This window comes from Streptomyces sp. NPDC014733 (assembly GCF_043083385.1).
In the GTDB taxonomy this organism is placed as follows: domain Bacteria; phylum Actinomycetota; class Actinomycetes; order Streptomycetales; family Streptomycetaceae; genus Streptomyces.
This window is the reverse complement of record NZ_JBIBYO010000001.1, coordinates 390,499-416,083: the sequence shown is the minus strand read 5'-3', so window position 1 is coordinate 416,083 and position 25,585 is coordinate 390,499. Positions and strand designations below refer to the sequence as shown.

General features: G+C 74.1%; 27 protein-coding genes. 15 read left to right on the top strand and 12 right to left on the bottom strand.

Translation table 11 applies throughout. The annotated features are described in order from the left end of the window. Window positions 1–18: 18 nt before the first annotated feature. Both ACF1BH_RS01845 and ACF1BH_RS01840 read right to left on the bottom strand, forming a co-directional pair. Window positions 19–840: a tetratricopeptide repeat protein gene (locus ACF1BH_RS01845; RefSeq protein ID WP_391640410.1), complete on the bottom strand. Its 822-nt coding sequence runs from the start codon at window positions 838–840 to the stop codon at window positions 19–21. A gap of 32 nt (window positions 841–872) precedes the next feature. Beyond that, window positions 873–1,883 carry a GNAT family N-acetyltransferase gene (locus tag ACF1BH_RS01840; RefSeq protein ID WP_391640409.1) on the bottom strand — a complete coding sequence of 337 codons (1,011 nt, stop codon included), beginning with the start codon at window positions 1,881–1,883 and terminating at the stop codon, window positions 873–875. Window positions 1,884–2,021: 138 nt separating this feature from the next. Between ACF1BH_RS01840 and fdxA the strand changes: the two genes are divergently transcribed. Together fdxA and dapC are read left to right on the top strand one after the other, a co-directional pair. After that, on the top strand, window positions 2,022–2,342 hold the full coding sequence (gene fdxA / locus ACF1BH_RS01835) for a ferredoxin (RefSeq protein WP_004950253.1): 321 nt from the start codon (window positions 2,022–2,024) through the stop codon (window positions 2,340–2,342). Window positions 2,343–2,491: 149 nt separating this feature from the next. Next, window positions 2,492–3,586, top strand: a complete 1,095-nt coding sequence (dapC, locus tag ACF1BH_RS01830; protein ID WP_391640408.1) for a succinyldiaminopimelate transaminase — start codon at window positions 2,492–2,494, stop codon at window positions 3,584–3,586. 77 nt (window positions 3,587–3,663) lie between these two features. Here dapC and ACF1BH_RS01825 read toward each other — a convergent pair whose 3' ends face one another. Together ACF1BH_RS01825 and ACF1BH_RS01820 are read right to left on the bottom strand one after the other, a co-directional pair. Next, a complete protein-coding gene (locus ACF1BH_RS01825) occupies window positions 3,664–4,098 on the bottom strand; it encodes an ATP-binding protein (RefSeq protein WP_391640407.1) in 435 nt (144 codons plus the stop codon). 317 nt (window positions 4,099–4,415) lie between these two features. Beyond that, the gene (locus ACF1BH_RS01820; RefSeq protein WP_391640406.1) at window positions 4,416–5,372 is read right to left on the bottom strand and encodes a heavy metal transporter; all 957 of its coding nucleotides are present in this window, start codon (window positions 5,370–5,372) and stop codon (window positions 4,416–4,418) included. A 109-nt stretch (window positions 5,373–5,481) separates the two neighbouring features. On the opposite strand from ACF1BH_RS01820, the gene dapE reads away from it, so the two are divergent. Both dapE and ACF1BH_RS01810 read left to right on the top strand, forming a co-directional pair. Continuing rightward, window positions 5,482–6,573, top strand: a complete 1,092-nt coding sequence (gene dapE / locus ACF1BH_RS01815; protein ID WP_391640405.1) for a succinyl-diaminopimelate desuccinylase — start codon at window positions 5,482–5,484, stop codon at window positions 6,571–6,573. Window positions 6,574–6,666: 93 nt separating this feature from the next. Then, window positions 6,667–7,425 carry a TIGR00730 family Rossman fold protein gene (locus ACF1BH_RS01810; RefSeq protein WP_391640404.1) on the top strand — a complete coding sequence of 253 codons (759 nt, stop codon included), beginning with the start codon at window positions 6,667–6,669 and terminating at the stop codon, window positions 7,423–7,425. A 43-nt stretch (window positions 7,426–7,468) separates the two neighbouring features. On the opposite strand, the gene folP is transcribed toward ACF1BH_RS01810, so the two are convergent. Then, window positions 7,469–8,329 (bottom strand): dihydropteroate synthase, encoded by an 861-nt coding sequence (gene folP, locus ACF1BH_RS01805; RefSeq protein ID WP_391640403.1) that lies wholly within the window; start codon window positions 8,327–8,329, stop codon window positions 7,469–7,471. Between the two features lie 161 nt (window positions 8,330–8,490). Between folP and ACF1BH_RS01800 the strand changes: the two genes are divergently transcribed. Both ACF1BH_RS01800 and ACF1BH_RS01795 read left to right on the top strand, forming a co-directional pair. Next, a complete protein-coding gene (locus ACF1BH_RS01800) occupies window positions 8,491–8,991 on the top strand; it encodes a DivIVA domain-containing protein (RefSeq protein WP_391640402.1) in 501 nt (166 codons plus the stop codon). Then, complete coding sequence (locus tag ACF1BH_RS01795; RefSeq protein WP_391640401.1) at window positions 8,988–9,599, top strand: DNA-3-methyladenine glycosylase I; 612 nt, start codon at window positions 8,988–8,990, stop codon at window positions 9,597–9,599. Before ACF1BH_RS01800 ends, ACF1BH_RS01795 begins: the two co-directional genes overlap by 4 nt. A gap of 50 nt (window positions 9,600–9,649) precedes the next feature. Here ACF1BH_RS01795 and ACF1BH_RS01790 read toward each other — a convergent pair whose 3' ends face one another. Then, the gene (locus tag ACF1BH_RS01790) at window positions 9,650–10,450 is read right to left on the bottom strand and encodes an enoyl-CoA hydratase/isomerase family protein (protein ID WP_391640400.1); all 801 of its coding nucleotides are present in this window, start codon (window positions 10,448–10,450) and stop codon (window positions 9,650–9,652) included. 332 nt (window positions 10,451–10,782) lie between these two features. Here ACF1BH_RS01790 and ACF1BH_RS01785 point away from each other — a divergent pair, with 332 nt between their 5' ends. Continuing rightward, on the top strand, window positions 10,783–10,950 hold the full coding sequence (locus tag ACF1BH_RS01785) for a DUF3117 domain-containing protein (RefSeq protein ID WP_003985072.1): 168 nt from the start codon (window positions 10,783–10,785) through the stop codon (window positions 10,948–10,950). A 210-nt stretch (window positions 10,951–11,160) separates the two neighbouring features. Here ACF1BH_RS01785 and ACF1BH_RS01780 read toward each other — a convergent pair whose 3' ends face one another. Beyond that, entirely contained in the window at window positions 11,161–11,844 is a 684-nt protein-coding gene (locus tag ACF1BH_RS01780; protein WP_391640399.1) for an O-methyltransferase, read from the bottom strand. 165 nt (window positions 11,845–12,009) lie between these two features. On the opposite strand from ACF1BH_RS01780, the gene sigE reads away from it, so the two are divergent. The 5 genes from sigE to ACF1BH_RS01755 all read left to right on the top strand — a co-directional run bounded on the left by sigE (window position 12,010) and on the right by ACF1BH_RS01755 (window position 17,573). Then, window positions 12,010–12,777, top strand: a complete 768-nt coding sequence (gene sigE, locus ACF1BH_RS01775; RefSeq protein ID WP_391640398.1) for an RNA polymerase sigma factor SigE — start codon at window positions 12,010–12,012, stop codon at window positions 12,775–12,777. Further along, a complete protein-coding gene (locus ACF1BH_RS01770) occupies window positions 12,774–13,664 on the top strand; it encodes a zf-HC2 domain-containing protein (RefSeq protein WP_391640397.1) in 891 nt (296 codons plus the stop codon). The genes sigE and ACF1BH_RS01770 overlap by 4 nt, the downstream gene beginning before the upstream one ends. A 125-nt stretch (window positions 13,665–13,789) precedes the next feature. Further along, window positions 13,790–16,162 (top strand): trypsin-like peptidase domain-containing protein, encoded by a 2,373-nt coding sequence (locus ACF1BH_RS01765; RefSeq protein ID WP_391640396.1) that lies wholly within the window; start codon window positions 13,790–13,792, stop codon window positions 16,160–16,162. A gap of 113 nt (window positions 16,163–16,275) precedes the next feature. Then, complete coding sequence (locus ACF1BH_RS01760) at window positions 16,276–16,752, top strand: sec-independent translocase (RefSeq protein WP_391640985.1); 477 nt, start codon at window positions 16,276–16,278, stop codon at window positions 16,750–16,752. A 179-nt stretch (window positions 16,753–16,931) separates the two neighbouring features. Beyond that, window positions 16,932–17,573, top strand: coding sequence for a hypothetical protein (locus ACF1BH_RS01755; protein WP_391640395.1), 642 nt, complete (start codon window positions 16,932–16,934; stop codon window positions 17,571–17,573). 90 nt (window positions 17,574–17,663) lie between these two features. Here the strand turns inward: ACF1BH_RS01755 and ACF1BH_RS01750 are convergent, their stop codons facing one another. From ACF1BH_RS01750 to ACF1BH_RS01740, 3 genes are read right to left on the bottom strand one after another with little or no spacing between them, the layout of a single operon-like run. Next, a complete protein-coding gene (locus ACF1BH_RS01750; protein WP_391640394.1) occupies window positions 17,664–18,824 on the bottom strand; it encodes an Mrp/NBP35 family ATP-binding protein in 1,161 nt (386 codons plus the stop codon). A gap of 43 nt (window positions 18,825–18,867) precedes the next feature. Further along, on the bottom strand, window positions 18,868–19,443 hold the full coding sequence (locus tag ACF1BH_RS01745; protein ID WP_391640393.1) for a DUF1003 domain-containing protein: 576 nt from the start codon (window positions 19,441–19,443) through the stop codon (window positions 18,868–18,870). Then, entirely contained in the window at window positions 19,433–20,767 is a 1,335-nt protein-coding gene (locus tag ACF1BH_RS01740; RefSeq protein ID WP_391640392.1) for a magnesium transporter MgtE N-terminal domain-containing protein, read from the bottom strand. The genes ACF1BH_RS01745 and ACF1BH_RS01740 overlap by 11 nt, the downstream gene beginning before the upstream one ends. Before the next feature lie 315 nt (window positions 20,768–21,082). Here ACF1BH_RS01740 and ACF1BH_RS01735 point away from each other — a divergent pair, with 315 nt between their 5' ends. After that, window positions 21,083–21,865: a hypothetical protein gene (locus ACF1BH_RS01735; RefSeq protein ID WP_391640391.1), complete on the top strand. Its 783-nt coding sequence runs from the start codon at window positions 21,083–21,085 to the stop codon at window positions 21,863–21,865. Between the two features lie 58 nt (window positions 21,866–21,923). On the opposite strand, the gene ACF1BH_RS01730 is transcribed toward ACF1BH_RS01735, so the two are convergent. Together ACF1BH_RS01730 and ACF1BH_RS01725 are read right to left on the bottom strand one after the other, a co-directional pair. Next, window positions 21,924–22,463: a hypothetical protein gene (locus tag ACF1BH_RS01730; RefSeq protein WP_391640390.1), complete on the bottom strand. Its 540-nt coding sequence runs from the start codon at window positions 22,461–22,463 to the stop codon at window positions 21,924–21,926. Between the two features lie 46 nt (window positions 22,464–22,509). Further along, a complete protein-coding gene (locus ACF1BH_RS01725) occupies window positions 22,510–23,622 on the bottom strand; it encodes a magnesium and cobalt transport protein CorA (RefSeq protein ID WP_391640389.1) in 1,113 nt (370 codons plus the stop codon). A gap of 571 nt (window positions 23,623–24,193) precedes the next feature. On the opposite strand from ACF1BH_RS01725, the gene ACF1BH_RS01720 reads away from it, so the two are divergent. Continuing rightward, on the top strand, window positions 24,194–24,811 hold the full coding sequence (locus tag ACF1BH_RS01720) for a suppressor of fused domain protein (protein WP_391640388.1): 618 nt from the start codon (window positions 24,194–24,196) through the stop codon (window positions 24,809–24,811). A gap of 123 nt (window positions 24,812–24,934) precedes the next feature. After that, window positions 24,935–25,573, top strand: coding sequence for a DUF6758 family protein (locus ACF1BH_RS01715; protein WP_391640387.1), 639 nt, complete (start codon window positions 24,935–24,937; stop codon window positions 25,571–25,573). The last annotated feature ends 12 nt before the right edge of the window (window positions 25,574–25,585 follow it).

Genomic DNA, 25,585 nt, shown 5'->3' with positions numbered 1-25,585 from the left:
ACGGCCCCGGCGGGCGCCTCAGTTGAGCAGCGCCCGGACCTCCGCTGCGCGCCCCCGCACCGTCTCCGCCGTCGCCGGGTCCACCGCCTCGACCACCCGCGCGTACTCCTCCAGCTCGGCCGCGCCCTCCAGGAAACGGCCGCAGTTCAGCAGCGCCTGGGCGCGGTCGTGGCGGAGCCGGGCCGGGTGGCTGGGGAGCAGCAGGGCCAGCTCGACCGCCCACAGGCCCACCGGGCCGTGCTCGGGGCGGGCCTGTGCCCAGGCGCGGATGTTGTTCAGGATCCGCGCCACGACCTCCAGCGGATCGGCGGGCAGCAGCATCGGTGCCGTGAGCGCCGCCCCGGCGCCCGCCACCAGCTCCGCCGCGTCCGCCTCGGACAGCAACCGGCCCCCGGCGAACGGATCCGCCAGCACGTGCGCCCCGTGCGGATCGCCGAACCCGACGACGAAATGGCCCGGCAGCGCCACCCCGTAGACCGGCGCCCCGGCCCGCCGGGCGACCTCCGTCCACACCACCGACAGCAGGATCGGCAGCCCGCGCCGCCGCCGCACCACCTCGTGCAGCAGCGACGACTCCAGCCGCCGGTAGTCGGCGGGCGCCCCGCCGAACCCCAGGCGGCGGCCGAGCAGTTCGCCGACGTTACGGGCCCACGCCGCCGGGCCGCCCTCCGGCGCGAACGGCAGCTGCCCGGCCAGAGCGTCCAGTTCGATCTGTACGGCGTCCGTGCCCGCCTCGTCCAGCGCCGGATCGGCCTCCGCCGCGATCAGCAGACAGAGCAGCACCAGGTCCGGCCGCTCGGCCCGCGCCTCCTCGGCGAACCGCCGCCGTCGCGCCCGCACCGCCTCCTCGGGCCCGCCGGGCCCCGCCCCGCTCAGGGCGCCACCGCCGCGGGCGCGGTCCGGTAGTGGTAGCCGTGGTGGTCGGTGAAGCCGAGCCCGTCGTAGAGCGCGAGCGCCGCCGCGTTGTCCGCCTCGACCTGGAGGTACGCGGCCGACGCCCCCTCGTCCAGCGCACGGGCGGCGAGCGCCGCCATCACCAGGCGGGCCAGTCCCCGGCGCCGCGCCCCGGGTGCCACCTCGACCGCCGCGAACCCGGCCCACCGGCCGTCCACCACACAGCGCCCGATCGCCTCCGCGCCGCCGTCCGCACCCTCGACGGTCGCGAACCACACCGACGGGCCGCCGGTCAGCACCGCCCGCGCCTCGGGCACCGGCCCGGCCGCCCGGTGGTAGCGCGCCAGCCACGCCGCGTCCGGCTCCCGGGTGAGGCGTACCCGGGTCAGGTCGGCGCCGGTGTCGGCCAGCGGCGCCAGTGCGCCGGTCCGCACCAGGGTGTGGCCGGACGCCGTCCAGCCGCGCCGCTCCAGTGCGTCGGCCAGCTCCTCGTCGGCGTCCGGGCGGCCGGTGGTGACGGCGACGACCGGCGGCAGCCCGCGCTCCGTGTACCAGCGGACGGTGTGCGCCAGCGCCTCGTCCAGCGGGACGCCGGGGTCGCCGAGCGGCAGCACCGAGTTGGCCCGCCGGGTGAAGCCGCCGGACGCCCGCAGGGTCCAGCCGCCGAGGCGTTCGGTCCCGACCGCCGGCCAGCCGCGGGCGGCCACCTCCGTCAGTTCCCGGACATCCGCGGCCGGACCCCGCCGCCGGGCCGGGGTTTGGGGCACCACTTTTGCCGCGACCAGCAGCTCTTCCCCGATCCTGACCTGCTCGCCATTCCTGCGTGTGATGATGAGCACACCCTCGGTCCAGGATGTGAGCACGCCGACCGCGTCCGTGAACGCCCACTGACCTGCGCTGTCGTCCGTACGGCGCCGGACCGATACCCTTTTGCCCACGTCAGCATGGGTGATGCGAACTTCAGCACGACCGTCGGTCATGAATTCCACCGCTCTTCCCGCCCCTCTTGTTCGTCTCGTGCCCGGGAACGGAGATACTAGGTGCGGGCATCGACGACGCCGCGCTCCCGCGCGCCCTGCGGCGGCCTGCCAATCGGTCCGCCGGCCCTACCGAGGAGGAACGACAGCGTGACCTACGTCATCGCGCAGCCTTGTGTCGACGTCAAGGACAAGGCATGCATCGAGGAGTGCCCCGTCGACTGCATCTACGAGGGCTCCCGGTCCTTGTACATCCACCCGGACGAATGCGTCGACTGCGGGGCCTGCGAGCCGGTCTGCCCGGTCGAGGCGATCTTCTACGAGGACGACACCCCTGACGAGTGGAAGGACTACTACAAGGCGAATGTGGAGTTCTTCGACGAGCTGGGCTCGCCCGGCGGTGCCAGCAAGCTCGGCCTGATCGAGCGCGACCACCCCTTCATCGCCGCGCTGCCGCCGCAGAACCAGTAAGCGGTCCACCGCGGCGCCCCGAAGGTCTCGTACGGCACCGACGCCGTACGGGGCCTTCGCGCATTTCCGGGTCCGGCGCGCATACCGTGGCCGGACCCGGCCCCCGCGCCGACGTCCCCGACGTCACCCCGCACCAGAAAGAGAGCATCGTGGGCGCAGTCTCCTCCCTCCTTCCGGTCTTCCCGTGGGACCGCCTGGAGCCCTACAAGGCCACGGCCGCCGCACACCCCGACGGCATCGTCGACCTCTCCGTCGGCACCCCCGTCGACCCGGTGCCCGAGCTGATCCGCGCGGCGCTGACCGACGCGGCCGACAGCCACGGCTATCCCACGGTCTGGGGCACCCCCGCGCTCCGCGACGCCCTCACCGGCTGGGCCACCGACCGCCTCGGCGCCCGCGGCCTGGCGCACACCAACGTCCTGCCGGTCGTCGGCTCCAAGGAGCTGGTCGCCTGGCTCCCCACGCAGCTGGGCCTCGGCCCCGGCGACAAGGTCGCCTACCCGCGCCTGGCCTACCCGACGTACGAGGTCGGCGCCCGCCTCGCCCGCGCCGAACCGGTTGCCTACGACGACCCGACCGACCTCGACCCGGCCGGGATCAAGCTGCTCTGGCTGAACTCGCCGTCCAACCCGACCGGCCGGGTCCTCACCGCCGACGAGCTGCGCCGCATCGTCGCCTGGGCCCGCGCGCACGGAATCCTGGTCGTCAGCGACGAGTGCTACCTCGAACTGGGCTGGGAGGCCGACCCGGTCTCCGTGCTGCACCCGGACGTCTGCGGCGACTCCCACGAGGGCCTGGTCGCGGTGCACTCGCTCTCCAAGCGCTCCAACCTCGCCGGTTACCGCGCCGCGTTCGCCGTCGGCGACGCCGCCGTCCTCGGTGAGCTGCTGCAGATCCGCAAGCACGGCGGGATGATGGTCGCCGCGCCCGTCCAGGCGGCCACCGTCGCCGCCCTCGGCGACAGCGCGCACGTCGCCGAGCAGCGCGCACGCTACGCCCGCCGCCGCGCCGCGCTGCGCACCGCGTTCGAGGCGGCCGGGTTCCGCATCGAGCACAGCGAGGCGTCGCTCTACCTCTGGGCCACCCGCGACGAGCCCTGCTGGGACACCGTCGGCCACCTCGCCGAGCGCGGCATCCTCGTCGCCCCCGGTGACTTCTACGGACCGGCCGGTGACCGCTTCGTCCGGATCGCCTTCACCGCGACCGACGAGCGCGTCGACGCGGCGGTCCGCCGGCTCGGCTAGCTCCTACGCCGAAGGGGCCCGGGGAGTGTGAACTCCCCGGGCCCCTCCGTGTGGGTCCGGCGCCGGTGCGGCCGCCGTCAGCGGCCGAGGGGGAGGCCGCCGAGCAGGCCCTTGCCCGCGCCGGCCGCGCCCTTCACCGCGTCGGTGGGCAGCGTGTCGGTCGACAGGCCGTTCTTGCCGGCCTTGCCGAGGACGGTCCCGACGGAGTCGGCGGTGCGCTGGGTGGCCGGGGCGGCCCGCTGGATCACCGGAGCCGCGGTGTCCGCGAGCGCCGGGGCGAGCTCCTGCGCGGCCGCGCCACCGGCCTCGTTCACCACGCCGACGCCTTCGTGGGCGACCGTGTCGAGGGTCTCGCTGGTGTGCTGCGAGTCCAGGGTGGTCAGTCCGCCCAGGTCGGTCGCGCTCGGCAGGGGCGCGGCGGTCGCGGCACCGGCCGCGCCGACCACGGGTGCCGCGCTCGCCGCGACCAGCAGGGCGGCTCGGGCGATCCGGCGCGTAACGGGGAGGGACATGGTGCTCCTTCGACGGAGGGGGCGCGTACTTCTGACAGCTGGGCACCGAGGTGCCGAGTCCGCCGGGCGGACGGACGCCCTGACTACCGCGTCAGCCCTCCGAAGGTTGCGGTGAAGTCCGGTAAAGAATTGATAACGCGTCACATAATCCGCCGTGTCGAAAGGCGGGCAATATGTGCATGCCGCCCTCTCTCGCGAGATGGCTGTAACCCTTGTGACGTAAGGGAAAGGGGGCCTCTCCGGGTATCCGCGGCGGACCAACGCGCGGGAGCGCACCGGGGGTTGACGGGTATGCCCCGATGGAGGGAAGCGCCGGACTACTGCCCGGTGGTGATCCGTACCGCCGCCGCACCGGAACCGCCCGCGCCCGTGGTGTGCTGCCAGCCCGCCGCGGCGTCGGACGCCTGCCAGGTCCGTCCGGCGTAGGAGACCTGTGCGACGCCCAACTCGGCGGAGTGGGCCACCGACCAGAGCGCCACCTGCCAGCCGCGGTGGGCCCCGCCGTCCCCGGAGCGCGCCACCGGCACCGTCACCGTCCGCCCGTGCCCGCCCTTCGCGTCCCCGGCGCCCGCCCCGGACAGCACCCCGGCGCCGAACTCCCGCACCAGCCGCTCCCGCACCCGCGGGGCGCCCCCGGCGTCCGCCGCCCGCGCACCCGCGGCGCCGCCGGTGTCCGCGCCCTTCGCCGGGCGGGGCACCACGCACGACAGGGCCGCGCCCCGGCGCCCGGTCAACGCGTCCGCCAGCAGCGTCGCGTCCGTCTCGTGCTTCGCGTACGCCAGCGGATAGCCGCTGCGCTGCACCCGCTGCGCCGACTCGGTCAGCGGCAGCCGCGCGTAGCCGGGCACCTTCACCAGGTGTGCGTAGAACTCCCCGGCGGCGTAGACCGGGTCCATGATCTGCCGGGAGGTGCCCCAGTCCTGCGAGGGGCGCTGCTGGAAGAGGCCGAGGGAGTCCTTGTCGCCGTGGTCGAGGTTGCGCAGCCCGGACTCCTGCATCGCCGTCGCCAGCGCGATCGTCACCGCCCGCGGCGGCAGCCCCCGCGCAGACGCCACCGCGGAGATCGTCGCCGCGTTCGCGGCCCGCTCCGGGGTCAGCTCCAGCGCCGTCCCGCCGTCCGCCGCCACCACCGTGCACCGCGGCTCCCCGGGCCCGCCGCCCAGCTGCTGCACCGCGAGATACGCCCCCGCGCCCAGCAGCGCGGCCACCGCCACGGCGGTACGCCACGGACGCCGCCGACGGGCGGGGGAGGACAGGGACGAGGCGGTCTGCACGCGGCCCACCGTAGCGAAGCCCGGCGGGCCAGGTCCTGCCGTCGGAGCCGCGGGGCCCGCCCTGAGGGCGGACGACGGGGGTACGGCGACAGGACCTAGGGTTGACCGTATGGAGCGCTCCACAGATCACCCCGCCCTCGACCTCTCGCTCGACGCCGCGGAGCTGACCGCGCGGCTCGTCGACTTCCCGTCCGAGAGCGGCAACGAGAAGGACCTCGCCGACGCCGTCGAGCACGCCCTGCGCGCGCTCGGCCACCTCACGGTCGACCGCCACGGCAACAACATCGTCGCCCGCACGCACCTGGGCCGCGCCGAGCGGGTGGTGCTCGCCGGTCACCTCGACACCGTGCCGATCGCCGACAACGTCCCCTCCCGCCTCGACGACGAGGGCTACCTGTGGGGCTGCGGCTCCTGCGACATGAAGTCCGGCGTCGCCGTCCAGCTCAAGATCGCCGCCACCGTCCCCGAGCCCAACCGCGACCTCACCTTCGTCTTCTACGACCAGGAAGAGGTCGCCGCCCACCTCAACGGTCTCGGCCACGTCGCCGACGCCCACCCGGACTGGCTCACCGGCGACTTCGCCGTCCTCCTGGAGTCCTCCGACGGCGAGGTCGAGGGCGGCTGCCAGGGCACGCTCCGCGTCCTGCTGCGCACCACCGGTGAGCGCTCCCACTCCGCCCGCAGCTGGATGGGCGCGAACGCCGTCCACGCCGCCGCCCCGATCCTGACCAAGCTCGCCGCGTACCAGCCGCGCCGCGCCATGATCGACGGGCTGGAGTACCGCGAGGGCCTCAACGCCGTCCGCGTCGAGGGCGGCGTCGCCAACAACGTCATCCCGGACGCCTGCACCGTCACCGTGAACTTCCGCTACGCCCCGGACCGCACGCCCGAAGAGGCGCTGGCGCACGTCCGGGAGGTCTTCGCGGACTGCCCGGTGGACGAGTTCGTCGTCGACGACCACTCCCCGGGCGCGCTGCCGGGCCTCTCCCACCCGGCGGCCAAGGCGTTCATGGACGCCGTCGGCGGCACCGCGCGCCCCAAGTTCGGCTGGACCGACGTCTCCCGCTTCAGCGCCCTCGGCGTCCCCGCGGTGAACTACGGCCCCGGCAACCCGCTGCTCGCCCACAAGCGGGACGAGCGCGTCCTCGCCGAGCGCATCGGCCACTGCGAGGAGCGGCTGCGCGCCTGGCTGACCAGCTGACGCGGTCCCGGGCGGGCGGGCGCACCGGTCCGCGCCGCCCGCCGCGGGATCTACGCTGAAGCCGCAACGATCTGTCAGCGGAGGGAGCACGACATGGCCAGTCCCGAAGGAGCAGCGGCCCCCGAGGAGCAGCGGCTGGGTCCCGTACTGCGCCGTCACGACCAGGTGCTGCGCAGCACCACGGACCAGCGGCTGCTGGACTCCGAGGGCTCCTCGGACTGGGTGCACACCGACCCGTGGCGGGTGATGCGCATCCAGTCGGAGTTCGTCGAGGGCTTCGGCGCGCTCGCCGAACTCGGCCCCGCGGTCAGCGTCTTCGGCTCCGCGCGCACGTCCCGCGACTCCGCCGAGTACGCGACCGGCGTGAAGCTCGGCCGGGCGCTGGTGGAGGCCGGATTCTCGGTGATCACCGGCGGTGGCCCCGGCGCCATGGAGGCGGCCAACCGGGGCGCCCACGAGGCCGGCGGCACCTCCGTGGGCCTCGGCATCGAGCTGCCCTTCGAGCAGGGCATGAACTCCTACGTGAACCTCGGGGTCGATTTCCGGTACTTCTTCGTCCGGAAGACCTGCTTCGTGAAGTACGCCCGCGGCTTCGTCGTGCTGCCCGGCGGCATGGGCACCCTGGACGAACTCTTCGAGGCGCTCACCCTCGTCCAGACCCGGAAGGTCACCCGCTTCCCGATCGTCCTCTTCGGCACCGCCTACTGGAGCGGCCTCGTCGACTGGCTGCGCGAGACGCTGATCGCCGAGGGCAAGGCGTCCCCGCGCGACCTGGAGCTCTTCCACCTCAGCGACGACGTGGAGGAAGCGGTCGCGCTGGTGACGAAGGAAGTCGGGCCGGGCGTGCGGTGACGCCGCCCGCGGGGCCGCCGGGATGCGGCCCCGCCCCGGCCGGTCAGGCCAGCCCGCGCCGGGCGACCGCCGGTCGCCGGTGACCGGCGATGGAGGCGACCATGTCCAGCACCTGCCGGGTCTCGGCGACCTCGTGGACGCGGTAGACCTGCGCCCCCAGCCAGGCGGAGACGGCGGTGGTCGCGAGGGTGCCGAGGACGCGCTCCTTGACCGGCTTGTCCAGGGTCTCGCCGACGAAGTCCTTGTTGGAGAGCGAGACCAGCACCGGCCAGCCCTTGCCGGTCATCTCGCCCAGCCGCCGGGTCGCCTCCAGGCTGTGCCGGGTGTTCTTCCCGAAGTCGTGCCCCGGGTCGATCATGATCCCGTCGCGCCGGACGCCCAGCTCCACGGCGCGCTCCGCCAGGCCCAGCGTGACGCGCAGGATGTCGGCCATCACGTCGTCGTACGCCACCCGGTGCGGGCGGGTACGCGGCTCGGCGCCCCCGGCGTGGGTGCAGACCAGGCCCGCGCCGTACCGGGCGGCGACCTCCGCGAGCTTCGGATCGACCCCGCCCCAGGCGTCGTTGAGGACATCGGCGCCGGCCTCGCAGACCGCCTCGCCCACCTCGTGCCGCCAGGTGTCCACGCTGATGACCACGGACGGGTGGCGCCGCCGCACCTCCGCGACGAAGCCGACGGTGCGCCGCGCCTCCTCCTCGGCGGTGACCTCCGCGCCGGGACCGGCCTTGACGCCACCGATGTCGATGATCGCGGCGCCCTCGGCGACGGCCTGCTCGACGCGGGTGAGCGCCGCCTCGTCCTGGAACGTCGCCCCCTGGTCGTAGAAGGAGTCCGGGGTCCGGTTCACGATCGCCATGATCACCGGCTCGTGCGCGTCGAACTCGCGTTTCCCCAGCCGCAGCATTCTCACTCCTTCTCGGTGGTCCGCCAGCGACCTTACGTCCTCGCCGTGACCCGCAGCGGTGTCACGGTGCCCGGACCTGCGGGCGTCACCGTCGGCAAGGACGGTGACTGTCACACCCGCATGGCACGATCGGGGCAGGTGCCTCTTCCGGGGAGTTGGTCGTGTTCTGGTTTCTGCTGATCGCCATGGTCGTGGTGGTCGCCGTGGTCACTCTTGTCGTCGTCGGCGGCGAGCGCGGCGGGCTGCGCGACACCGAGCCGGAGCAGCTGTACGACCCACTGCCCCAGGAACGCCCGCTGACCCGCGCCGACATCGACGCCGTACGCTTCGCCGTCACCGCCCGCGGCTACCGCATGAACGACGTCGACGACGCCCTCGACCGCATCGGCGCCGAACTCGCCGAGCGGGACGCCCGGATCGCCGAACTGGAGGCCGCACTGGCCGGCTGCCACGCCGCCTCCATGGGCGCGCCGGGCCTGATCCGGGGCGACGGGGAGCCGGTGGACGAGGCAGCCGCCGAGGGCCGGGACCCGGAATCCGCGGAGCGGGCCGACGGAAGCGGGGAGCCAGTGCGGACGCCGGAGCGGCCGCGGCCGGAGGGCGAGGAGCCGGAGGCGCGCGGCGGCGCCACCGCCGCGCCGGAGCCGGAGGGCCGGTCATGACGGGTGTGGTGAGCGCCCCGGACGGCGTTCCGCGCTGCCCCTGGGGCATGGAGTCCGAGAAGATGGCCGATTACCGGGCGTACCACGACACCGAGTGGGGCCGCCCGGTCCACGGCGACGACGCGCTCTTCGAGCGGATGTGCCTGGAGGCGTTCCAGTCCGGGCTCTCCTGGATCACGATCCTGCGCCGCCGGGAGGCGTTCCGCGCCGCCTTCGCCGGGTTCCGTATCGCCGAGGTCGCGCGGTTCACCGACGCCGACGCCGAACGGCTCCTCGCCGACCCCGGCATCATCCGTAATCGCGCCAAGATCGCCGCGACCCTCGGCAACGCCCGCCTCGCCGCCACGCTGGCCCCCGGCGAGCTGGACGCCCTGATCTGGTCGTACGCGCCCGGGCGGGCCGACCGCCCGGTGCCGCGCACCGTCGCCGACATCCTGCCGGTCACCCCGGAGTCCACGGCACTCGCCAAGGACCTCAAGAAGCGCGGCTTCCGCTTCGTCGGCCCGACCACCGCCTACGCGCTGATGCAGGCGTGCGGCCTGGTCAACGACCACCTCGCCGACTGCCACGCACGGGAGGCGACGGAGCGGGCGGCGGCCACCGGCTGAGCCCCGGGGCCGCCCGCCCGCCCGGGACGGGCCCGGCGGCGCGCCCCGGGTCAGCGCCCGAGGTAGACCGGCTTCTCCTTCTTCACGAACGCCTCGACGGCGATGTGGTGGTCCTCGGAGGCACCGGCCCGCGCCTGGAGCTCCTCCTCCTTGGCGAGCGCCTCGGCCAGGGTGTGCCCGGCGCCGAAGGCCAGCGACTCCTTGAGCGCCGCGTAGGCGACGGTCGGCCCGGCGGCGAGCTTGCGGGCGACGGCCGCCGCCCGGTCGGCCAGCTCCGCGGCGGGCACCACCTCGCTCGCGATGCCCAGCGCGTACGCCTCCCGCGCATCGAGGCTGCGCGGGAAGAGCAGCAGGTCGGCGGCGCGGCCGGGGCCGACGACGCGCGGCAGCGTCCAGGACACCCCGGAGTCGGCGGTGAGCGCGACGCCTGCGAAGGAGGTGTTGAAGGACGCCGAGTCGGCGACGATCCGGTGGTCGGCGGCGAGGGCGAAGCCGAAGCCCGCGCCCGCCGCGACGCCGTTGACGCCCGCCACCACCGGCTTCGGCATCCCGGCGATCGCGGTGACGATGGGGTTGTAGTGCTCCCGCACGGTGCTCATGGTGGCGCCGTCGCCGCTCTCCCGGTCCGCGGCGAGCAGCCCGATGTGCTCCTTGAGGTCCTGGCCGACGCAGAACGCGCGGCCGGTGGCGGTCAGCAGGACGGCGCGGACGGCGGGGTCGGCCGCCGCGTCCCGCAGCCGGTCCCGGAGCGCCACCTTCGCGTCGATGTTCAGCGCGTTCATCGCGTCGGGCCGGTTGAGGGTGATCGTGGCGAGTCCGTCGGTCACGTCGTAGAGCACGCTGTCTGCCATGAGTGGGGATCCCTCCGTCGCGGGTGGCGCCGCCCTTCGGGGGCGGTCAGCGCTCAGGATGCCGGAGATCATCAGCCCCCGGCATGTGACGTACGTCAAAGAATGAGGGTGGCCCGGGGTGTGCAGGGTGGCGCAGTATCGCAGGCCACTCACCGAATTGAGGCGGTTTGGGGGAGTGGGCTGCCGAAGGGAAGCTGTCCGATGTTGGTCATCGGGTCGTTCGATGCGGGATAATGGCCTGGAAGCAATGTGTTCGATGCCGGTGACGCGTGCCGATATGCGGCCGTCGGCGGTCGGCTGAGGATGAGCTGGTTTCAGGAAGGGGAACGAGCATGGCGGCCATGAAGCCGCGGACGGGTGACGGCCCGCTCGAGGTGACCAAGGAGGGGCGGGGCATCGTCATGCGCGTTCCGCTCGAAGGCGGCGGGCGACTCGTCGTCGAGCTGACACCCGACGAAGCAAAGGCCCTGGGTGAGGCCCTGGAGAAGGTCACCGTCTGAGAGGGCGGCCCGAACTGCTGCGGTTCCCCGGGGCATCGGCCCCTGGTACCCCCAGCCGATGATCAAGGCCCCGGCGGGGCGCGCCTCGTGCGCTCCCGCCGGGGCCTTTCGTCGTACGGGCGGACGGACGCGGGCGGCGCGCGGCTCAGCGGAGGCCGACGTCCGTGGCGGGCGCGGGCGGCCGTGCGGCGACGAGCCGGCCGGTCCGGGTCAGCCGCGTTTGACCGCGCACAGCAGACCGTCGCCGACCGGCAGCAGCGACGGCACGAGCGCGGAGCTGTCCCGGACGGCGCGCAGCAGCTCGCGCAGGCGCAGCACCTCGTCGGGCTGCTCACCGGAGTCGACGGTACGGCCGTCGGCGAAGACGCCCGCGAAGCAGACCAGCCCGCCGGGGCGCAGCAGCCGCAGCGCCTCCGCGAGGTAGTCGGTGAACTCCGCCAGATCGCCGTCGCAGAACACCAGGTCGTAGCCGCCGTCGGCGAGCCGCGGCAGGACGTCCAGCGCCCGGCCCGGGATGAACCGCGCGCGGTTCCCGGCGAAGCCCGCCTCGCGGAACGCCTGCTTGGCGAAGGTCTGCCGCTGCGGTTCGAGGTCGACGGTGGTGAGCACGCCGTCCGGCCGCATGCCGTGCAGGAGGTAGATGCCCGACACGCCCGTGCCGGTGCCGATCTCGGCGATGGCCTTGGCGCCGGCGGTGGCGGCGAGCATCCGCAGGGCGGCTCCGGTGGCGGTCGACACCGTACGGATCCCGGCGTCGCGGGCGCAGGTGCGGGACCAGCGCAGGGCGATGTCGGTGGCGTCGTCGATGGTCCCGGCGCCGTACGCCTCGGCGAATGCCAGGCCCGTCTGCCGGTTGCCGGTAATGGCCCTCTCCTGTCCCCGTAGTTGACGCAACGGTGACTGTATCCGCTGCGTGCGGGAACCCGCAGATGGGACCGGGCGTTAACGGGGGAGAGGGGGGATGCGCGGGTGAAGACCGACGGAGACGTGAAGCAAGCGCGGAAGCAGCACCAAATGCAGGTCAAAACTGCTTATCCGGAGCTAACGGGCGAGGTGGATATGGTAGGGGCTCTACTGGACACCACCAGAGCCACCAGGGGAGGTGCGGCTGCGACGGGTGACCGCCGAGGGCGCAGACGCCTGCGACGGCCGTTCGCCGAGCCGAAATCCGTGACCGACACCGCTGACCGTCTCCGCACCCACCACTCCGCTCCTACCGCGACCTTCGCCGCAGACGCGGATGCGCAGGCGTGGACTCCCCCCAGCTGGGAGGAGATCGTCAGCACCCACAGTGCCCGGGTCTACCGCCTCGCCTACCGCCTCACCGGCAATCAGCACGACGCCGAGGATCTGACCCAGGAAGTCTTCGTCCGGGTCTTCCGCTCGCTCTCGACGTACACGCCGGGCACGTTCGAGGGCTGGCTGCACCGGATCACGACCAACCTCTTCCTGGACATGGTCCGCCGCCGCCAGCGCATCCGCTTCGACGCGCTGGGCGACGACGCCGCCGAGCGGCTGCCCAGCCGCGAGCCGTCGCCGCAGCAGCACTTCAACGACACCCACTTCGACGCCGACGTACAGCAGGCGCTGGACACCCTGGCGCCGGAGTTCCGCGCCGCCGTCGTCCTGTGCGACATCGAGGGCCTGTCGTACGAGGAGATCGCCGCGACGCTCGGCGTGAAGCTCGGCACGGTCCGCAGCCGGATCCACCGTGGCCGCTCGCATCTGCGCAAGGCGCTCAAGCACCGCTCCCCGCAGGTGCGGGCCGAGGAGCGCGAGCAGCGGTCGCTGGCCGCGGTGTCCACCGGGGAGGTCGGAATCGCGTGAGCCCCATTGGCGGTGCTTCCCCCGCCGAGCAGCATCTCGGTGACCGCCTCGCAGCCCTGGTCGACGGCGAGTTGGGACATGACGCCCGGGAGCGGGTGCTCGCGCACCTGGCGACCTGCGGACGGTGCAAGGCGGAGGCCGACGCCCAGCGTCGGCTCAAGAGCGTCTTCGCGCAGACCGCGCCACCCGGCCCCTCGGAGGGGCTGTTGGCGCGGTTGCAGGGGCTGCCCGGAGGAGATCCGGACGGCCCCGGCGGCGGCCTGGGCCCCTTCGGGCGCGCCGAGTTCGACCGGGACGGCGGTGGCTTCGGCTATCAGCCGTCCTCCGGTGCGCACACCGGCGAACTGCGCGCGCCCCGGCAGCGGGGCTTCCGTATCCATGAGAGCGAGCGCCCGGCGGCGCCACGCCGCCGGTTCGCGTTCGCCGCGGCCGGAGCCGTCTCGCTGGCCGCCCTTGCCCTGGGCGGCACCCTTCCGCTGGAGGCCGCGATCGACCCGGCGGGCCGCCAGGACGGCACCGGCACCGCCGTCGTCCCGCTCAGCGCCACCCCGGTCGCCGGGAGTGACCCGCTCCGCGACGCCGGACTGCTGACCTCCGGCGGCGTCACCGGTCCGGTCGCCCCCGCCACGCCCGGGGCCACCGGTCTGTACGGCCCCTCCGCCCCGCCGCCCGCCTCGCCCCCGGCACGGATACCGTCCGGCGGCCGGTTCGGTCCGCTGATAGCCCCGCCCGACCAGGACGGCGCCGGGCGCCCGACGCCCCTGACCGCCGGCACCTCCCGTGCCCCGGGCCCGTACACCCCCGTCGCCGGGGAACTCCGCCCGCTCGTCGGCTCCGCGGTGTCCCCCACCCCCGCCTTCCACCCACCCGCCGCCGCTCCGCGCTGACCGCCGCCTGCGCTCCGTCATCGGGAACTGGTTGAATCGCTGCGGGGCGGTGTGTGTCGTCGACACGCGCACGGTCCACGAGGTGGCGGTGGCCCGCGCGCGTGCGGGCGAATGGTGGGGAGAGCATGGACGACGGTACGGCCACCGGGCCGAAGCTGAAGTGGTGGAGCCGGCCGGGGCGCACCCCCGACCCGCAGCCCCACCCCGGACCGGGCCCCCAGCCCCAGCCGGTGACCGCCGAGGGCGGCGCCGTCTCCCCGCCGGTCCCCGCCGCCGCGGGCGCCCCGCCCGCGGCGGATACGGCCCCGCAGCCGGCCGTCCCGGCTCCCGTGGCCCCGCAGCCGGCCGCCCCGGCTCCCGTGGGTCCGCAGCCGGCCGTCCCGGATCCCACCGGTCCGCGGTCAGCCGCCGCGGCTCCCGTCGGTCCGCAGCCGGTCGCCGCGGACGGGACGGTGCCCGGCGCCCCGGCCCCGGCCGGTCCGCAGCCGATGCCGGTCGGTGAGGCGGGCCCGCAGCCGGCCGCCGCCGGGCCGCAGCCCGATGCTTCCGCCGGTCCGCAGCCGGCCGTCCCGTCCGGGGCCCGGCCGCAGCCCGACGACGAGTGGCCCCCGCCGGAGCCGCTGGCGGCCACCCGCGCGTCGTTGACGACGTCCGCCGCCACGGCACCCGCGGCGGACACCCCCGCGCCCACGGCCCCGGCAGCCCCCGTAGCCGAGGCCCCCGCGGCGGACGCCCCCGCCGCCACCCCCGCACCGCTTCCGGCGGCCGCCCCCGTGGTGACCACCCCGGCCGAGGCGCCCGCCGTCGAGCCCGCCACCCTTCAGCTCACCAAGGCCGAGCCCGACGCGGCGCCCGCGCCGGCGGCCGGGGCGCCCGCCGTCCCCGACGGCCCGCGCCACCCCAAGGACCCCTACGGCACGCCGCCGTACGGCGACCCCGGGCCGTGGGCGCCCGCGCCGCCGGTGCAGCGGCCGGTGACCACCCCGGCCCACGGCACCCCGCTGCCGCAGCCCGGTGCGGCGCCTGCCTACGGCTCCGCCGCGCCGCCCCTGCCGGGGGCGCTGCCGCCGCAGGCGCCCTACGCCGACCAGCCGCTCCCCGCCGAGCGGCCGGTGGCGCCGCAGCCGTATCCGCAGGGCGGGAACGGTACCGACGGCGGCGGGTTCGTGCCGCGCCCCGGCGACGGCGGTCCGCGGTCCGCGGTGGCGCGTACCGCCGCGCTGCCGGTGGCGGATGCCCCGCTGCCGCCCGAACGGCCCGTTCCGCACCCCGACGCGTCCGGGGACCACGGCCCCCTCGTCCCGGCGCACCCGGGCGGCGCCTGGCAGCAGTACGACCCGTGGAGCCCGCCGGGGCACCACACCCCCGCGGTGCAGCCGCCGGTCCGGCGTGCCCGGCGCGGTCCGCTCGTCGTCGGGGCGGTGGTGCTGGCGCTGTTCGCCGGGTGCGTGGGCGGCGCCGTCGGCGTGTACGTCGAGCGCCACGGCGGGCCGGGTGACATCGTCCTGCCGCAGGCCGACGAGGCGCCCGGGCCCCGCGATCCGCACAGCGTCGCCGGGATCGCGCAGTCCGCGCTGCCCGGCGTCGTCACGCTCCATGTGCGGGGCAACGCCGAGCAGGGCACCGGCACCGGCTTCGTCCTCGACCGGCAGGGCCGCATCCTCACCAACAACCACGTCGTGGAGCCCGCCGGGGACGGCGGTGAGATCTCGGTGACGTTCAGCGGCGGGCAGACGGCCAAGGCGCGTGTGGTGGGCCGGGACAGCGGCTACGACCTCGCCGTCGTCCAGGTCGACAACGTCTCCGGGCTGCACCCGCTCGCCCTCGGCAACTCCGACGCGGTCCGCGTCGGCGACCCGGTGGTGGCCATCGGCGCGCCGTACGACCTCGCCAACACCGTCACCGCCGGGATCATCAGCGCCAAGCAGCGGCCCATCACGGCGGGCGGCGAGAAGGGCGACGGGAGCGACGTGTCCTACGTGGACGCGCTGCAGACGGACGCGCCGATCAACCCGGGCAACTCCGGCGGCCCGCTGGTCGACGGCGACGGCCGGGTGATCGGGATCAACAGCGCCATCCGCGCGGCCGACGGCTCCAGTCCGGACGGCAGCACCCAGGGCGGCAGCATAGGTCTGGGCTTCGCCATACCGATCAACCAGGCCAAACGGGTCGCCGAGGAGCTGATCAACACCGGCCGGGCCACCCACCCGGTGATCGGCGTCACGCTGGAGATGGAGTACCCGGGCGACGGCGCGCGGGTCAGCGGCGTCTCCAAGGACGGCCGTAACCCCGTCACCCCGGGCGGCCCCGGTGCCAAGGCCGGGATCAAGGGCGGCGACGTCATCACCCGGCTGGACGGTGCCCCCGTCCACAGCGGTGAGGAGCTGATCGTCAAGATCCGCAGCCACCGGCCGGGCGACGCGCTGACGCTGACCCTGCGCCGCGGCGGCACGGACCGGACCGTTCACCTCACGCTCGGTTCGTCCGGCACCGGCTGACGTTTGCACGGCGTTGGCGCGGGTGACTCCCGTGCGACGCGTGGGGCCAGGTACCGTGAGGGGTGGCCTGGCCCCGGGCCGACGAGTGGCTGCGGACAACCAAGGAGCTGAAGGTGTTCTTCGACATAGGACCCCTGGAGCTGGTGGCCATCGTGATCCTCGGTGTGCTCATCTTCGGCCCGGACAAGCTGCCCAGGGTCATCCAGGACGTGATGGGCTTCATCCGCAAGGTCCGGGCGTTCTCGGACAGCGCCAAGGAGGACATCCGCAGCGAGCTGGGCCCGGAGTTCAAGGACTTCGAGTTCGACGACCTGCGCCCCAAGAACTTCGTCCGCAAGCACGTCCTGGAGAAGGACGAGTACGGGCTGAAGGACCTCCAGGAGATCCGCGAGGGGTTCGACCTCAAGAAGGAGATGGCCGACGTCACCGACGCGGTCCGCAGCTACGGCGACGCCCCCTCCGACGGCGGGCGGCCGAACCTCTCCAAGGACGGCGCGGCGGCGTCCGACGGCCGGATCGACCTCACGAAGAAGTCCTCCGGCGCCCTGGCCCCGGGCGAGCGTCCGCCCTTCGACACCGACGCCACCTGAGCCGGCATCCTCCGCCCGGTCCGCGGCACGCTCGCCCACCGGGCGGATGTCGCATGCCGTGGGCACGCCCTTGCGCTCTGTCCCGCCGGGTCACTGGCTATGCTCCCGGTGTCCGGGGTGAGGACGCCTGAGGGGGGCGGGCCGCCCACGACACAGGGCAACGAGGAGGCTCCGCGCAGATGGAGACGGTGAGTCGGGCTGCGGCCCAGTCGGATACGGCCGACGCGGGGCGGAAGGTCGACGGCTATCTGCTGGCGGCCTTCCCCTGGTACGGCCTGGATGAGGCGTTCACCGGACCGCGCTGGCTGATGCGGGTCGGCGCCGCCGCCGACGGCACCGTCGAACACGGTGCGACCGGCCACGGCGAGGAGCCGACCATAAAGACCGAGACGCCCAAGGACGAGCGGTTCGCCGTCGTGGTGACGGTCGCCGGGCGCCCGGTACGGCGCAGCGGCGACGGCACCGGCGTGCTGGACGCCACCTCCGTCTCGACCGCCGCCTGGCTGGCGGGCTCCGGGCTGCTCGCCCACACCTGGCCGACGACGATGGACCGCGCGCTGCGCCAGGACTGGCTGGACCAGCAGACCGCGCTCGCCTGGGAGCTGGCGGACGACCTGGACGGCGAGGGCTGGAGCGAGCTGCTGCTGCCGGTCGACGGCGAGCCGACGCCGTTCCGCTACCGCGAGTCCGCGTACGGCTGGGTGCTGGCCGGTTCGGCGGGCGGCGAGGACGGGGTGCACCTCGGCGCGTACGGCCGGGGGATGAGCGCGTACGGCCTCGGCTTCGGGGCGATCGAGGACCTCGCCGCGTACGAGGGCTGAGCGCGGCGCAGCTGCGCCGAGGGGGCGGACCGGAGATCCCCGGTCCGCCCCCTCGGCGTGCAGGCGGGCGTCCCGCCGCAGGTCAGCGGGTCAGAACTTGTTGCGCGGGGTGATCCCCAGCGACATGCCCTGGAGGCCGCGCTGACGGCCGCCGAGCTTTCCGGCGATGGCGCGGATCGCGGCGCCCGCGGGGGAGTCGGGGTCGCTCAGCACCACCGGCTTGCCCTCGTCGCCGCCCTCGCGCAGCCGGACGTCGATCGGGATGGAGCCGAGCACCGGCACCTGCGCGCCGGTCGTCTTCGTCAGGCCCTCGGCGACCCGCTCGCCGCCGCCGGTGCCGAACACGTCGACCATCTCGTCGCAGTGCGGGCACGGCAGCCCGGACATGTTCTCGACGACGCCGACGATCTTCTGGTGGGTCTGCACCGCGATCGATCCGGCCCGCTCGGCGACCTCGGCCGCGGCCTGCTGGGGTGTGGTGACGACGAGGATCTCGGCGTTGGGGACGAGCTGCGCCACGGAGATGGCGATGTCGCCGGTGCCGGGCGGCAGGTCGAGGAGGAGGACGTCGAGGTCGCCCCAGTAGACGTCGGCGAGGAACTGCTGGAGGGCGCGGTGCAGCATCGGGCCGCGCCAGACGACCGGGGCGTTGCCGGGCGTGAACATGCCGATCGAGATGACCTTCACGCCGTGCGCCGACGGCGGCATGATCATGTTCTCGACCTGGGTGGGACGGCCGTCGGCGCCCAGCATCCGCGGGACGGAGTGGCCGTAGATGTCGGCGTCCACGACCCCGACCTTCAGGCCGTCCGCCGCCATCGCCGCGGCGAGGTTGACCGTCACGGACGACTTGCCGACGCCGCCCTTGCCGGAGGCGACCGCGTAGACGCGGGTCAGCGAACCGGGCTTGGCGAACGGCACCTCGCGCTCGGCGGTGGTGCCGCGCAGCGCCGCCGCCAGCTCCTTGCGCTGTTCGTCGCTCATGACGTCCAGCTCGACGGTGACGCCGGTGACACCGTCGACGCGGGCGACCGCGTCGCGGACGTTGGTGGTGATCGTCTCGCGCATCGGGCAGCCGGAGACGGTGAGGTAGACGACGACCGCCACCGTGCCGTCCGCCGCGATGTCCACCGATTTGACCATCCCCAGTTCGGTGATGGGGCGGTGGATCTCGGGGTCGTTCACCGTCGCGAGCGCGTCGCGGACCGCGTCCTCGCTCGGCGCGGCGCCTGGGGGCGTGTCGGTAGCCATGCCCCGATATTACGGCGGGGTAGGCCGGTGGCGGAAAGCCCGTTCAGCGGTCGTGTTCGTCACGCTCCGCGCCGTCCGGCTGCCGCATCTCCAGCTCCCTGATCAGCTCCGCCAGCTCGGAGCGGATCCAGTCGCGGGTGGCGACCTCGCCCAGGCCCAGCCGCAGCGCCGCGATCTCCCGCGTCAGGTACTCGGTGTCGGCGATCGACCGCTCGTTGCGTCCGCGGTCCTGCTCGTGGGTGACGCGGTCCCGGTCGTCCTGCCGGTTCTGCGCCAGCAGGATCAGCGGTGCCGCGTAGGACGCCTGGAGGGAGAGCGCCAGGGTCAGGAAGATGAAGGGGTACTGGTCGAACCGGAGCGGGAGCGGGACGGTGACGTTCCAGCCGATCCACAGGATGATGATCACCGTCATCCAGACGATGAACCGCCCGGTCCCCAGGAAACGGGCGATCTTCTCCGACAGCCGTCCGAACGCGTCCGGGTCGTACTCCGGGAACAGCGTGCGGCGCGGCACCCGCGGCTGGTCGAGGCGGACCCGCGGCCGTTCGTTCGCCCCGCGCCGCAGCGCCGACGCACCGTTCGCCCGCGCCCGGGCGCCCTCGCGCTCCTCAGGCCCCACGGTCCACCTCCGGCGCCCGCCCGTTCTCCCCGGGCCCCTCCCCGGCGGGCTGCTCCTCGCCGTGCAGCTCCGTCTCCCGCCAGTCGTCCGGCAGCAGATGGTCGAGGACGTCGTCGACGGTGACGGCGCCCAGCAGCGAACCGCTGTCGTCGACGACCGGTGCGGAGACGAGGTTGTACGTCGCCAGATGGCGGGTCACCTCGGGCAGCGAGGCGTCCGGCGGCAGCGGCGGCAGATCGGTGTCGGCGATCGAACTGACCAGCGTGAACGGCGGATCGCGCAGCAGCCGCTGGAAGTGCACCACCCCGAGGAACTTGCCCGTCGGCGTCTCGTCGGGCGGCCGGCAGACGTAGATCTGGGCGGCGAGCGCGGGCGAGAGGTCCGGGTCGCGGACCCGGGCCAGCGCGTAGGCGACCGTCGCGTCCGGCCGCAGCACGATCGGCTCCGTCGTCATCAGACCGCCCGCGGTGCGCTCCTCGTACGCCATCAGACGCCGGACGTCCGCGGCGTCCTCCGGGCGCATCAGCGTCAGCAGCCGCTCCTTCTCCTCCTCGGGGAGTTCGGAGAGGAGGTCGGCGGCGTCGTCCGGGTCCATCGCCTCCAGGACGTCGGCCCGGCGCTGCTCCTTCAGCTTGCCCAGGATCTCGACCTGGTCGTCCTCCGGCAGTTCCTCCAGGACGTCGGCGAGCCGGTCGTCGTCGAGGGCGGCGGCGACCTCCGCGCGGCGCTTGGCCGACAGGTGGTGCAGCACCCCGGCGAGGTCGGCGGGGCGCAGCTGCTCGAAGGTGGCCAGCAGGTTCTCCGCGCCCTGCCCGTGCTCCTCCAGCGAGAACCCGGTCACCGCCGACCACTCGACGGTCAGCGCCTCCCCCTTACGGCGTAGTGCCCCGCCCTTTCCGCGCCGGACGAAGACCTTGTCGATCTCCCAGTCGCGGCGCGCCGGGAGCTGGATGATGCCGATGTCGAGGACGGTGACCTCCTCGCCGGTCTCCACCAGCCGCACCCGGCGGTCGAGGAGTTCGCCGAGGACCAGCGTCTCGGAGGCGCGCTGTTCGAAGCGGCGCATGTTGATCACGCCGGTGGTGACGACCTGTCCGGACTCCACGCCCGTCACCCGGGTCATCGGCAGGAAGACGCGGCGCCGCTGGGCCACCTCGACGACCAGCCCCAGCAGCCGGGGCGGGCGGCCCTCACGGCTTCCGCTGCCCTTCGTCCGCAACATCGCGACCAGGTCGCGGACGCGTCCGACCTGGTCACCGTTGGGATCGAAGACGGCGACGCCGGACAGGTGCGAGACGAAGACCCGCGGAGTCACCACCGCCATGCAGCGCGCCTCCGTTCCTCCGGCCGGTCGGATGTGGGGACGGGAGTAGGGACAACGGATATCAGCACAAAGGCGTCAATCCGGGTTCAGGCTAACGCGCCCGGCTCGTCCGCGCCCCGGCGAGCGGCCGTACGGCGGCGGACCGCGGGGGCGCCGAAGTGGCCCCGCGCGACCGGTACGCTGCCGTACTGCTGTCGAGGTCACCCCCAGGGCGTGTCTTCCCGGTCTGCGTGGGGCCGTGGCGCCCGGCACCGGACACCGCGACCTGATCCACGAAGACCGAGCAGACACCCCCTAGCAGGAGGCAGAGCCGACGTGAGTGCAACCCCCTCGGGACCGGCCCCCCGAACCGTCGCCGTCACCCGTCGCACGGGGCGGAGGGCGCTCCTGGGGGTGGTGTGCGCGGGGCTGGCCGTCGCGCTGGCCGGCTGCGCCGAGGATCCGGACGCCGGGACGAACGGCGTCGGCAAGCTGCCCGCCACGAAGATCGAGGCGAAGGCACGGGCGGCGGCGCAGAGCGCCGGGACGGTCCGCCTCTCCGGCAGCTTCGTCAGCCAGGGCGACACCTACAAGCTGGACATGCACCTCACCGGATCCGGCGCCAAGGGCCGGCTCACCACCCGTAAGTCGACGTTCGCGCTGCTGCGGGTCGGCGACGCGCTCTACCTCAAGGCGGACGCCGCGTTCTGGGCCGGGGAGAAGGCGGGCGGCGGCGGGAACGACGCCTCGGCCGCGGACAAGCTCGGCGGCAAGTACGTCAAGGTGCCCGCCACCGACCCCGTCTACAAGCGCTTCAGCGGCTTCACCGACAAGGACACCCTGCTGGCGAGCCTGCTCGCGCTGCGCGGCACGCTCGCCACCGGTGACCACGCCACCGTCGGCGGGGTGAAGACCATTCGCGTCGCGGGCGGCGGGGGCTCCGGCGGCACCCTCGACGTCTCCCTGGAGGGCACGCCCTACCCGCTGCGCCTGGAGCGCGGCGGCGACGCGGGCACGGTGCGCTTCGACGACTGGGACAAGGGCGTCTCCCTCAAGCCGCCGTCCCGGGACCAGATCGTCGACTACGGCAAGCAGGTCTCGACGGCGTCGCAGGGCTGACGGGTACGACCACCCGGCGGGGCGCGGCCGTCCGGCCGGGGCGCCCCTTCCGCCGCTCTCAGCCCTTGCGCCCCCGGCGCAGCAGCTTGGGCAGCGCCGCCGGCATCGGACGGAGGGTGATCGCGGGGGAGGGCAGCGCCGGGGCGGCGAGGGAGTCGTCCGGCATCAGGCCGGGGCGCTGCGTGGCGTCGCCGACGGGCTCCAGCCGCAGCACCCGGCACTCGGCCGCCCAGCGCTCCGGGATCGACTCCGCGTCCGGCGCGTTGAGCCGCTTGCCCTTCAGTTCGTCGACCGCGGTGCGCCACGCCTCACTTCCCGGCTCGGTCTCCACCACACGCGCCGGCCAGGCCACGAGACGGCCGCCCTTGTCCTTGCTGCGGACGATGACCGTCGTGACGGTGCCGTCGGTCAGCCCCAGATCGGCCAGCGGCTGTTCGCCCGCGCCGTCGCCGACCAGGCACGCCGCGCCGTCCACCCACAGATGCCACAGCGCCCGGGACAGGCCGGTCGTCCCCCGTACCCAGATCAGACCGGACTTCTTCGTGGCCTCTTCGATGAGCGCGCGGTCCTGGAGCGCCTGCGACGGGGTCGATGTCATACCCGTCAGCCTAATGGGGCCGCCGTGCGCGACCCCGGCCGCGTCGTCAGAGCCAGCCGTTGCGCTTGAAGCCGCGGTGGATGCCGAAGCAGAGCGCGACGGTCGCCACCAGCACCGCCGGGTAGCCGTACTTCCAGTGCAGCTCCGGCATGTTGCTGAAGTTCATGCCGTAGATCCCGGCGATCATCGTGGGGACGGCGAAGATCGCGGCCCACGAGGTGATCTTGCGCATGTCCTCGTTCTGCGCGACGGCCGCCTGCGCGAGGTTGGCCTGGAGGATGGAGTTGAGCAGGTCGTCGAAGGAGAGGACCTGCTCGTTGACGCGCGCCAGGTGGTCGGCGACGTCCCGGAAGTACTTCTGGATGTCGGAGTCGACCGGCCGCATCGGCCGCTCGCTCAGCAGCTGCAACGGCCGCAGCAGCGGCGACACGGCCCGCTTGAACTCCAGGACCTCACGCTTGAGTTGGTAGATCCGCCCGGCGTCGCCGCCCCGGGTCGTGCCCCGGCCGGTGCCCGAGCTGAAGACGTCGATCTCCACCTCGTCGATGTCGTCCTGCACCGCGCCGGCGACCGCGATGTACCCGTCGACGACCTGGTCGGCGATGGCGTGCAGCACCGCCGACGGGCCCTTGGCCAGCAGCTCCGGGTCGTCCTGGAGGCGGTGGCGCAGCGCCCGCAGCGAGCCCTGGCCACCGTGCCGGACGGTGACGATGAAGTCCCGGCCGGTGAAGCACATCACCTCGCCGGTCTCCACGACCTCGCTGGTCGAGGTCAGCTCGGCGTGCTCGACGTAGTGGACGGTCTTGAAGACCGTGAAGAGGGTGTCGTCGTAGCGCTCCAGCTTCGGCCGCTGGTGGGCGTGGACGGCGTCCTCGACGGCGAGCGGGTGCAGCCCGAACTCCGCGGCGATACCGGCGAATTCGGCCTCCGACGGCTCGTGCAGCCCGATCCAGGCGAAACCGCCCTCGGCCCGGACGCCCGCCATCGCCTCGGCCGGGGTGCATGCCTCCTGCACCCGGCGGCCCTCGCGGTAGACGGCGCAGTCGACGATGGCGCTGTTCACACACGCCGGGGCGGACTTCTCGTAGCCGAAGGGGGCGGCGCCGTCACGGCGGCGGGAGGGACGGACGGCGGCGCGCAGGTCACGGATCATCGACATGGCAAGCTCCTTCACGGGCCGGCCGTCAGCGGCGTGCGCGGGGCGTAACGCAACCCGGAACGTGGACGTACGAGGCGACATCGGCCGTACGTCCGCAAAGCGGGCAGCGTTCCGTGCCGGGGCACTGACGGCGCGCGGAGAATTCGAGGAATTCGCTGAGAGATACGGAACAGAGGGGCGAAGGCGCTCTTCCGTCATCTCCGTCCGCCGCGCAGGAACTTCACAGGTTTCGCGGCGGGGCCGCGGGGTACGGAAGCCTTCGGCGTCAGAAGATTCGCTGCGCGAGAGGGATGACAGGAGAACTATCGGTACTGCACGGTCGACTCGGATCCACCGCAGCCCCACCTCCTCCGGCCGGTCCCCGTTGGGGGACGACGTCATTCCCTGACCAGATGGCAGGCTATCAGCCGTCCGTGGCACCACCGCGCCGCTTTGCCCGTTCGATACGAAGCCGATTCACGCTGTTTTCCGGCGTGCCCGCATCCGGGCCCGCCGCCGGGCGCGGGCCCGTGCCGCCGGGCTGCCGGACGGCCCCTCCGGGCGCCGCGCGGGGCCGCTCTATGCTCGCCCCATGTCTGACGTTCTCGCTCTGGTCGAAGCCCGGCTGCGCACCGCCCTGGGCGAGCCGGACGCCCGCGCCGCCGTCACCTTCCTCGGCACCGACCGCATCGAGGTGCTGCGCTTCGCCGGCGACGGCGTCGTCCGCTACGCGACGCTCGGGATGTCCGCCCACCCGATGACCGACCCGTCCGGCGCCGCACCGGGCCTGGGGGCGCCCCCGTCGGTGGTCTTCGCCGACCCGGTGGCGGGTCCCCGCGCCGAGCTGCTGATCACGCTGCGGCCGGGCCGCGCCGACATCGACAAGGTGCTGCGGCCGCTCGCCGTGCTCGCCGCGTCGCCTCAGGTCGAGGGCGTGGTCGTGGCGCCGGGCGCCTCGCTGGACACCGGTGAACCGCTCTGGCCGGGCGCCGGTTTCACCTCCGTCCTGGTCGCCGCGTCGGGCGGCCTCGTCGAGGATCTGGAGCTGGACGCGCCGCTGGACCCGGTGCGCTTCCTGCCGCTGCTGCCGATGACGCCCAACGAGGCGGCGTGGAAGCGGGTGCACGGTGCGGAGGCGCTCCAGGAGCGGTGGCTGGCGCAGGGCACGGACCTGCGCGACCCGCTGCGCGGCGGTGCGGACCTGACCTGACGCGGGCCGTCACCGGGGCCGGTGGCCGGTGCCCGGCGGGCACCGGTCCGGGGTGCGGAACATTCCGACCGGTCGGGTGATCGTCCTTGACGCGGCCGCGCGGCTGGAGGACCGTGGATCCCTATGAGGGGTGAACCCAGTTGCCCGAAGTGCGGTGGCCGCGTCCGGGCGCCCGGTCTCTTCTCCGACTCCTGGCAGTGCGCCGTCCACGGCACCGTGCAGCCGCTCCAGCCGGTCGTCCCGCCGAGCGTCGAGGCGCTCGGCGTCGTCGTGAACCGCTCACAGGTCCCGGTGTGGATGCCCTGGCCGCTCCCGGTCGGCTGGCTCTACACGGGCGTGGCCTGCGCCGGTGACGACCGCAGCGGCGGCCGCGCCACCGCCGTCGCCTGCTCCGGCCCCGGCCCGCTCGGCGGCCCCGGCGAACTCCTGCTGATCGCCGAGGAGCTGGGCGTCGGGCTCGGCGCCCGCTTCGCCGGGATCGACGGTCCGGACCCGGGCCCCGGCATGCGCGTCGACACCGCCCCGCACACCAAGATCCTCGCCTCCGGCCGCCCCACCCCGATGTGGCACGTCGAGGGCTCCCCGGCCGACCGCGTGGTCTTCGCCGGGGAGGCCCGCGGGCTCTGGCTGTGGGCGATCGTCTGGCCCGAACAGTCCGGTCTGCTGATGTACGACGAGATGGTCCTCACCGATCTGCGGGAGGCGGGCGCCGAGATCGATCTGCTGCCGTGCGGGGCGCTCTCCCCGCGGCTGCTCTCCTGAGGCCCGGCCCCG

Bases quoted from the DNA above. Each gene is read 5' to 3' on its own strand.
- ACF1BH_RS01825 (WP_391640407.1), bottom strand. From the start codon at position 4,098: ATGTCCCTCCCCGTTACGCGCCGGATCGCCCGAGCCGCCCTGCTGGTC.
- dapE (WP_391640405.1), top strand. From the start codon at position 5,482: ATGGAGCGCTCCACAGATCACCCCGCCCTCGACCTCTCGCTCGACGCC.
- ACF1BH_RS01810 (WP_391640404.1), top strand. From the start codon at position 6,667: ATGGCCAGTCCCGAAGGAGCAGCGGCCCCCGAGGAGCAGCGGCTGGGT.
- folP (WP_391640403.1), bottom strand. From the start codon at position 8,329: ATGCTGCGGCTGGGGAAACGCGAGTTCGACGCGCACGAGCCGGTGATC.
- ACF1BH_RS01795 (WP_391640401.1), top strand. From the start codon at position 8,988: ATGACGGGTGTGGTGAGCGCCCCGGACGGCGTTCCGCGCTGCCCCTGG.
- ACF1BH_RS01790 (WP_391640400.1), bottom strand. From the start codon at position 10,450: ATGGCAGACAGCGTGCTCTACGACGTGACCGACGGACTCGCCACGATC.
- ACF1BH_RS01785 (WP_003985072.1), top strand. From the start codon at position 10,783: ATGGCGGCCATGAAGCCGCGGACGGGTGACGGCCCGCTCGAGGTGACC.
- sigE (WP_391640398.1), top strand. From the start codon at position 12,010: ATGGTAGGGGCTCTACTGGACACCACCAGAGCCACCAGGGGAGGTGCG.
- ACF1BH_RS01765 (WP_391640396.1), top strand. From the start codon at position 13,790: ATGGACGACGGTACGGCCACCGGGCCGAAGCTGAAGTGGTGGAGCCGG.
- ACF1BH_RS01755 (WP_391640395.1), top strand. From the start codon at position 16,932: ATGGAGACGGTGAGTCGGGCTGCGGCCCAGTCGGATACGGCCGACGCG.
- ACF1BH_RS01750 (WP_391640394.1), bottom strand. From the start codon at position 18,824: ATGGCTACCGACACGCCCCCAGGCGCCGCGCCGAGCGAGGACGCGGTC.
- ACF1BH_RS01740 (WP_391640392.1), bottom strand. From the start codon at position 20,767: ATGGCGGTGGTGACTCCGCGGGTCTTCGTCTCGCACCTGTCCGGCGTC.
- ACF1BH_RS01730 (WP_391640390.1), bottom strand. From the start codon at position 22,463: ATGACATCGACCCCGTCGCAGGCGCTCCAGGACCGCGCGCTCATCGAA.
- ACF1BH_RS01725 (WP_391640389.1), bottom strand. From the start codon at position 23,622: ATGTCGATGATCCGTGACCTGCGCGCCGCCGTCCGTCCCTCCCGCCGC.
- ACF1BH_RS01720 (WP_391640388.1), top strand. From the start codon at position 24,194: ATGTCTGACGTTCTCGCTCTGGTCGAAGCCCGGCTGCGCACCGCCCTG.
- ACF1BH_RS01715 (WP_391640387.1), top strand. From the start codon at position 24,935: ATGAGGGGTGAACCCAGTTGCCCGAAGTGCGGTGGCCGCGTCCGGGCG.